This window comes from Pseudundibacterium arcticum, assembly GCF_042646465.1.
Taxonomy (GTDB): Bacteria; Pseudomonadota; Gammaproteobacteria; order Burkholderiales; family Burkholderiaceae_D; genus Undibacterium_A; species Undibacterium_A arcticum.
Genome location: NZ_JBHRTP010000106.1, coordinates 1 through 6,989, shown reverse-complemented (window position 1 = coordinate 6,989; position 6,989 = coordinate 1). Strand labels below are relative to the sequence as shown.

The window sequence follows — 6,989 nt, the reverse complement described above, 5'->3', positions numbered from 1 at the left end:
AGTGATTCGCGCAAACAGCCGGTTAAGCGGCAAACAGAATGCAACACTACACTAGCTTCACTAATGACGGCGCTACATCAGCCGCCGGTACTGGCCGCCGGACAGGCGCTCGATCCGGCCGTCCAGTTCCAGCGTCAGCAGTTCGCCCGCCAGCGCGGCGGCGTCCAGTGCGCAGCGCATGGCCAGGGTGTCGGCGTCGACCGGATCGTAACCGAGTGCCGCCAACACCGGCGAGATCTCTGCCGCGCGGTTGGCGCCGGCAGCCGGACCGGGCACGGCGGGGACCATCGCCGCTGGTGTGGCAGCATAATGGCGCAGTTCTTCCAGCACATCCTGTGCCGATTCGACCAGTTTCGCACCTTGCTTGATCAGCTGGTGGCAGCCCTTGGCCAGCGGCGAATGGATCGAGCCGGGAATCGCGAACACGTCGCGGCCCTGTTCGGCCGCCATCCGCGCGGTGATCAGCGAGCCGGACTGGGCCGCCGCCTCGACCACCAGCACGCCGCGCGCCAGGCCCGAGATGATGCGATTGCGGCGCGGGAAATTGGCCGCGATGGCCGGCATGCCGAGCGGGTACTCACTGACGATGCAACCGCCGTCGGCGATCAGATGCGCCAGCCCGCGGTTGCGCGCCGGATAGACGATGTCGGCGCCGGTGCCGATCACCGCGACGGTCGAACCGACCCCGCGCAGGCCGCCCTGGTGGGCCGCAGTATCGATGCCGAGCGCCATGCCGGACACGATCGTCAAGCCGCCCTGGCTCAATGCTTCAGAGAATTTTTCGGCGTTCGCGATGCCTTGCGCGGTCGCGTTGCGGCTGCCGACCACCGCCAGCGACGGCGTGCCTAGCAGCGCGAGCCGGCCTTTGACGTACAGCATCAGCGGCGGATCGGGGATGTCGAACAGCGCTGCCGGGTAGCCGCTGTCGCCCAGGGTCAGCAGATGATTGCCCGGCTGGGTGAGCCATTGCAGCGTCTTGTCGATCTGGGTCAGCGTGCTGTCGGACGGCGCGGCAGCCAGCGCGCGTGCGATGCGTTCCGATACGGCTTTCTGCAGCGTAGAAAAACTCAGCGAGAACAGCTGCTCAGGCGGTCCGAACGCCGCCAGCAGCTTGCGCGCGGTTTCCGGACCGACGCCAGGCGTCTGTTCCAGCCGGATCCACGCGGCGATCTCGTCGGCGCGCGAGTCTGCCGTTACTTCACTATCGGTCACTGCCGGAATTATTCCGGCGAGCGCGCGTAGTCGCCGACATTGACGGTGTCGGTGACCTGCATGATCAGCCCGTAGGAGATGTTCTTGAAGATGCGGAACATGAACAGCGTGCCGTATTGCTCGTCAGGCAACTTGACCGTTGGCTTGCCGCCGAACCAGCCGGTCTTCTCGGCACCCTTGTCGACCACGGTCTGGCCGAAATGCGCCAGCTGCAACACGGTGCCGATGTCGATGCCATCCTTGCTGCCGCGGTTGATCGTCACCACCTGGTTCTGGCCGGCGTTGTCGACGCCGCCATAGATCGATACGATGCGGGCATCGACCGGTTGCTCGGGCGGATGCGGCACATAATTCATGATCGGCGTCGGCGGCACCGGCAGCAAGCGGTCGCCGACACCCATTTCCTGTTTCGAATCGACCACGATGAAGCTGTGCGCCTCATCCGGCGTCTTGCCGGCGCGTTGCAGTTTCAAGGTGCCGAGGTAGGCCGCTTCATAGCCGATCACCTGCTTCGTGACCGGGTCCTTAAGCGCTGTCCCAGGGCGGAATGCCTGGAACGAGGTGCCGTCTTTCAGGTCGCCGGCGACGTAGGCTTTTTCACCTTTGCCCAGGTTCACATGGCCTTCCTGCGCGGCCACGATATGTGGCGTGCCTTTCAGCTCGTCTTCTTCGATGATCAGAGGTTGGGTCAGGAAGGCTTCAATCGCGCTGGAAGGGATCGAGGTCACCGCGTCCTTGCCGGTGCCTGCGACCCGCACTTGCGGCGACAGCCGGCCGCCGTTGGCGCCGCCGGTTGGCTGGCCGAGGCGCAAGCGGCCGGCGACGCGATCGAAGTAGACAATCTGGCCCGGATAGATCCAGTGCGGATTGCGGATTTCTTCGCGGTTCATGTCCCAGACCTGTGGCCAGCACCATGGATGCACCAGGAATTTGCCGGAGATATCCCACAGCGTATCGCCCTTCACCACGGTATGCTGATCCGGCGCGTTAGGCAGGAAGGCGCAGGTGCTGGCAGCGGCTTGCGCAGCGGGCGCAGCCAGGCTGCCAAATGCGGTGGCAAAAGCGAAAACTAGTGTGGCTGTGCTAAACTTTTTCATGGTGTTGTCCGATGAGTGTGGCGAACACGGCCACCACAACTTGGTAGGAACGCGCGAAAAGAAAATCCGTTGCATGGCGAAAATATTGCCAAACTGAATCAAATTCTGCCCATAAATCCTTGAACTAGCAAGAGAAATAGCGCTCCAACACAGTCGTGCTGTTGTGCATCCGCCCTATGTCCCTATTAAATATCCTGCGTTATCCCGATCCCCGCCTGAATAAAGTTGCTAGGCCGGTAACCGTATTCGACGCGCGCCTGAAGCAGCTGGTGGCCGATATGGCCGAGACTTTGTACGAAGCGCCCGGCGTCGGGCTGGCCGCGACCCAGGTCGACGTGCACCAGCAACTGGTGGTGATCGATACCTCGGACACCCATGATGCGTTGCAGGTCTTCATCAATCCCGAAATCGTGTGGGCCAGTGCCGAGAAAAAAGTCTACGACGAGGGCTGTCTGTCAGTGCCGGGCGTGTATGACGACGTCGAGCGGCCGGCGCAGGTCAAGGTGCGGGCGCTCGATATCGATGGCAAACCGTTCGAACTGACCGCCGACGGCTTGCTGGCGGTGTGTATTCAGCACGAGATGGATCATCTGAAGGGCAAGGTGTTCGTCGAATACCTGTCGCCTTTGAAGCGCAATCGGATCAAGAGCAAGATGATCAAGGAAGAGCGCGAAATGCAGCGGCAGGCGCAGGGCCGCCGCGTCGGCTGAGGCGGCGGCGCGGATTTTCACCACCCTGCTGTGCTCCGTAGCGTTTAACGGCTCGCCACCTGCCTCCATAGGACACCGTACCGAACACAACACCGGACACCATTAAACTGAGTCGTCCCAGCGAACGCTGGGACCTAGTGGCGTACGTCGCTCACCACAGCCCTCACTCTTGCTACCAAGCCGGGGGGTGGCCCGGCAGCCACTTACTTTTCTTTGCTTCGCCAAAGAAAAGTAAGCAAAAGAAAGGCGACCGCACAGCCGCTGCCCTGCGGGTTCCCGTTTGTGCACGGCAAAAAATGGGAAACGAAAACAACTCGCCTGCGGCTCAGACATTTTTCGTTTCTGATCCATTTTCTGCCACGCACAAACGGCAGCGTCTCAAGCGGAACGGCGACAGCACAAGCAACCACCCACGGCAACAACCACAGCAACAACCACAGCAATAACCACAGCAACAACCACAGCAACAACCACAGCAACAACCACAGCAACCACCACAGCAACAACCACAGCAACAACCACAGCAACGGCAAAGGTGCAGCAACGCCAATTCGTCCGTCGTTAACACCCGTTTCTCCAATGCCGTCGCCAGCCTGATCCGGCTACAATACTGGCCATGAAAATCATCTTCGCAGGCACTCCCGAATTTGCCGCGGTCGCGCTGCAAGCGATCCACGATGCGGGCTTTGAGATTCCGCTGGTACTGACGCAGCCGGATCGTCCGGCCGGGCGCGGCATGCAGTTGCAGGCGTCAAGGGTCAAGCAGTTCGCGCTGGCGCACGATATACCCGTGGCGCAGCCGGTATCGTTGCGACTCGACGGCAAATTTCCCGAAAAAGTGCTGGAAGCGCAGCAGGCACACGCGCTGCTGCGCGCGACGCCACACGATGTGATGGTGGTCGCGGCTTACGGCCTGATTTTGCCGGCCAGCGTGCTGAGCATTCCGCCACTCGGCTGCATCAATATCCATGCGTCGCTGCTGCCGCGCTGGCGCGGTGCGGCGCCGATTCATCGCGCGATCGAGGCTGGCGATGCCGAGTCCGGCGTCACCATCATGCAGATGGAACAAGGGCTCGATACCGGGCCGATGCTGAGCATGGAAAAGCTGGCGATTGCGGCCGACGACAGCACCGGCAGCCTGCACGACAAGCTGGCCGAGTTGGGCGGGCGCATGATCGTCGCCGCGTTGCACCAGCTTCAGCAGAGCGAAGTCAGCGCGACGCCGCAGCCGGAGCAGGGCGCCAACTACGCGGCCAAGATCGGCAAGGAAGAAGCGGCGCTCGATTTCAGCGAGTCGGCCACCGTGGTCGAACGAAAAATCCGCGCCTTCAACCCTTTTCCCGGCGCCTTTGCGATGTTTGACGGCGTCCCGATCAAGATCTGGCGCGCCGAACTGGCGTCCGACAGCGACGGCACCACGCCCGGCCAGGTGCTCGTTGCAGATGCGCAGCAGGGCGTGCTGGTCGATTGCGGCAGCGGCGTGCTGCGCCTGACCGAATTGCAGAAACCGGGCGGCAAGCGGCTGCCGGCGGCCGAATTCCTGAAGGGTTTTCCGCTGCACGGCGGACGCTTCGGCTGAGTCCGGCGGTACCTCGTCATTGTCCGGCAACGGCGCTTCCTCGCTCATCGACCGCTCCGCAGCGCTGGCCGGGTTCGGCATTGCCAGTAGCGCGTCCTTCATCGTGCTGAAGACTTGCGGTGCGGTGACCTGGTCCGCGTGTTGCCGGACTGTCCGCTGCGCTCACCCGAACCGTATGCGGTGTATCCGTAAAAAGCCACCATTGGTCGCCCAAGGCGCCCGTCTTCGTCGATTTCGCCGCACAAATCTATCCGCGACCGCGTTGGGGATCAGTAAATTGCCATGACAACGTTGCTCGCCGCTTGAATGCAATCGCCGCGTTGTAATTTCTCATGAGAAATTATCCTTATACGCATTGGCATATAAGCATCCCGGCGTTGTCGGCGACACTGTGGACCCGATTTTGCTGGCTGGCCGGTGATGCGCACGCATATCCCAAGCCTGTTAGTTGACCAGCACTGTCCTTAATGAAAGGTGCACGATGTCATTATGTACATTTGGCTGGAACCAGAAAAACACCACAAGCATCCAGCATGCGCCAAGGCGCAGCGTGATCCTTGTCATGCTGTCGCTGCTGCTGGTCGGCCAGGCACAGGCGGCCGATAAAATCATTTACATCCGGCCGGTGCCGATGAACGATGACCCCTTGCTGAAGCAGGGGAGCAAGGGCATCAATCAGGCCGCCCAGATGTATGGCCTGGACGCGGACACGCTGGAAAGTCAGCCGAACCGCGAATCGCGGCTGCAGCAGCTGGAGGCAGCGGTCAAGCAGGGCGCCAAGTTGGTGGTGCTGATGGGTCACGAGTTCAAGGAACCTTTGGCCAGTTTCGCCAGCAAGGCACCGAAGACCCGCTTCCTGATCCTCGACCACTGTATCGACAACCCGCTGCCCAACGTCAGCTGCATCCTGTTCCGCGAAACCGAAGCGAGCTACCTGGCCGGCATGGAAGCGGCACTGGTCTCGACCAGCGGCAAACTCGGCATTATTGGCCCGCTGGATACCCCGATCCGTCGCAAAAACCTGGAGGCCTTTAGCGAAGGGGCGAAAGCCGCCAATCCGAACATCGTGATCCGCGAACCGCAATGGATCAATGGCGAACAGCCGTTCAACGACCCGCAGCGCGCCGAGCAACTGGCCAAAGCGATGCTGGACGATGGCATCGACATCATTTATGCGATGGCGTCTGCCAGCAACCGCGGCGCATTCCGCGCGGTGAGCGGCGACAGCAAGGCCAGAATCATCGGCAATGCGATCAACCAGTGTCCCTTGGCACCCGGTAAAGTCCTCGACAACATCGAAGTCAGCATGGACACTGCGATCGTGCTGGCGGTCGGCGAGGCGATGAAAGGTGCACTAGCGGCGCGCATCGACTATGGGATGAAAGAGGGCGCAGTATCACTGACCAGCCTGGAGCGCGACATCGCCTTTTCTGACTGCGAAATCATGCGGCACCGTCCTGTCATCCAAAAACTGCGCGATGCCAGGAAGAGCCTCCTGAGCCGCAAATAAGCCACACCTCCGTGGCGGCTATCGACATCGCGAGCACAGCGATGGCCGCCAGCAAAGTGCACAGCAGACCCCCACGCGGCAAACATGCCGCCTGCGCCGGCCGGCACATGCCCAGGCCGCTGCGCCAAAACGGTAAATGAAGGCTACTGCTCCGATGCGCATGCAGGCGTTGTCTGCTTGAGCAGCATCCGGCCAGTGCTTACGCAAGCCGTGCTGCACCACGCGCAGAAAGATTCGCAGCGCGGTGTTAAGTCCCGCCCCGTCGCGTTGCAGAAAGTAGCGCAAGCGTTTGGGCACCGACAGCACCCACTGTCGCACCGCTAGGCGGGGGAACACATGGTCAGCCAGGTGCGCTGCCGTTTCGGCCATGCGGCGGGCGTTGCACGACGGACATACACCACGGCCCTTGCAGGAGAGAGCAACCAGAAAATCAAGACCGCAGTCATCGCAGCGAGCGCGCGCAAAGCCGTGGGCAAAGATGCCGCATTCGAGGTATTTGCGAAAGGCAATCTCTACATAGGCCGGTGGGGTATGGTGGTCGTCCTGCCCGTCAAATTGACCCGCACTGGCTAGCGCCAGCCAGGTCTCAACGTGCTGGGCACCGGGCGTACAGCAGGGTCTGTTCGGGACGGCGGCGGCTGTGTAGATCGCCGCATCGGGTTCTTGTCCGAGTGTCGGCGGCGCGGCGCCGCTGCGATACGGCAACGCGGCAAGCGCAAAACTTCGCTTTACTTTTTCCGTATGGCAACAGATTATAACGTGCGCCATTCAATCCCTTTGTCACCATAATGTAACTGACAAACCAAGAGACACCTCGATGAAAAAACCGTGCTTATCCGGTTAGCTCCCAAGCCTACTAGATGTAGTGGATCGTGATTTCG

Annotated in this window: 6 protein-coding genes and 1 pseudogene; 4 read left to right on the top strand and 3 right to left on the bottom strand. The window is 61.4% G+C overall.

The features are described from left to right. Positions 1 to 72 precede the first annotated feature (72 nt). Positions 73 to 1,221, bottom strand: a complete 1,149-nt coding sequence (gene dprA / locus ACFOFO_RS25520; protein WP_390327820.1) for a DNA-processing protein DprA — start codon at positions 1,219 to 1,221, stop codon at positions 73 to 75. Further along, positions 1,221 to 2,309: a LysM peptidoglycan-binding domain-containing protein gene (locus tag ACFOFO_RS25515; protein ID WP_390333407.1), complete on the bottom strand. Its 1,089-nt coding sequence runs from the start codon at positions 2,307 to 2,309 to the stop codon at positions 1,221 to 1,223. The genes dprA and ACFOFO_RS25515 overlap by 1 nt, the downstream gene beginning before the upstream one ends. A 176-nt stretch (positions 2,310 to 2,485) precedes the next feature. On the opposite strand from ACFOFO_RS25515, the gene def reads away from it, so the two are divergent. From def to ACFOFO_RS25495, 4 genes are all read left to right on the top strand, one after another. Next, on the top strand, positions 2,486 to 3,019 hold the full coding sequence (def, locus tag ACFOFO_RS25510) for a peptide deformylase (RefSeq protein WP_390321804.1): 534 nt from the start codon (positions 2,486 to 2,488) through the stop codon (positions 3,017 to 3,019). Positions 3,020 to 3,301: 282 nt separating this feature from the next. After that, a complete protein-coding gene (locus tag ACFOFO_RS25505) occupies positions 3,302 to 3,616 on the top strand; it encodes a hypothetical protein (RefSeq protein WP_390333406.1) in 315 nt (104 codons plus the stop codon). Positions 3,617 to 3,635: 19 nt separating this feature from the next. Beyond that, on the top strand, positions 3,636 to 4,598 hold the full coding sequence (fmt, locus tag ACFOFO_RS25500) for a methionyl-tRNA formyltransferase (RefSeq protein WP_390321808.1): 963 nt from the start codon (positions 3,636 to 3,638) through the stop codon (positions 4,596 to 4,598). A gap of 481 nt (positions 4,599 to 5,079) precedes the next feature. Further along, positions 5,080 to 6,108, top strand: coding sequence for a BMP family ABC transporter substrate-binding protein (locus ACFOFO_RS25495; protein ID WP_390321810.1), 1,029 nt, complete (start codon positions 5,080 to 5,082; stop codon positions 6,106 to 6,108). 117 nt (positions 6,109 to 6,225) lie between these two features. On the opposite strand, the pseudogene ACFOFO_RS25490 reads toward ACFOFO_RS25495, so the two are convergent. Further along, positions 6,226 to 6,724, bottom strand: a pseudogene (locus ACFOFO_RS25490) (transposase zinc-binding domain-containing protein); the annotation flags it as partial. Between the last annotated feature and the right edge of the window lie 265 nt (positions 6,725 to 6,989).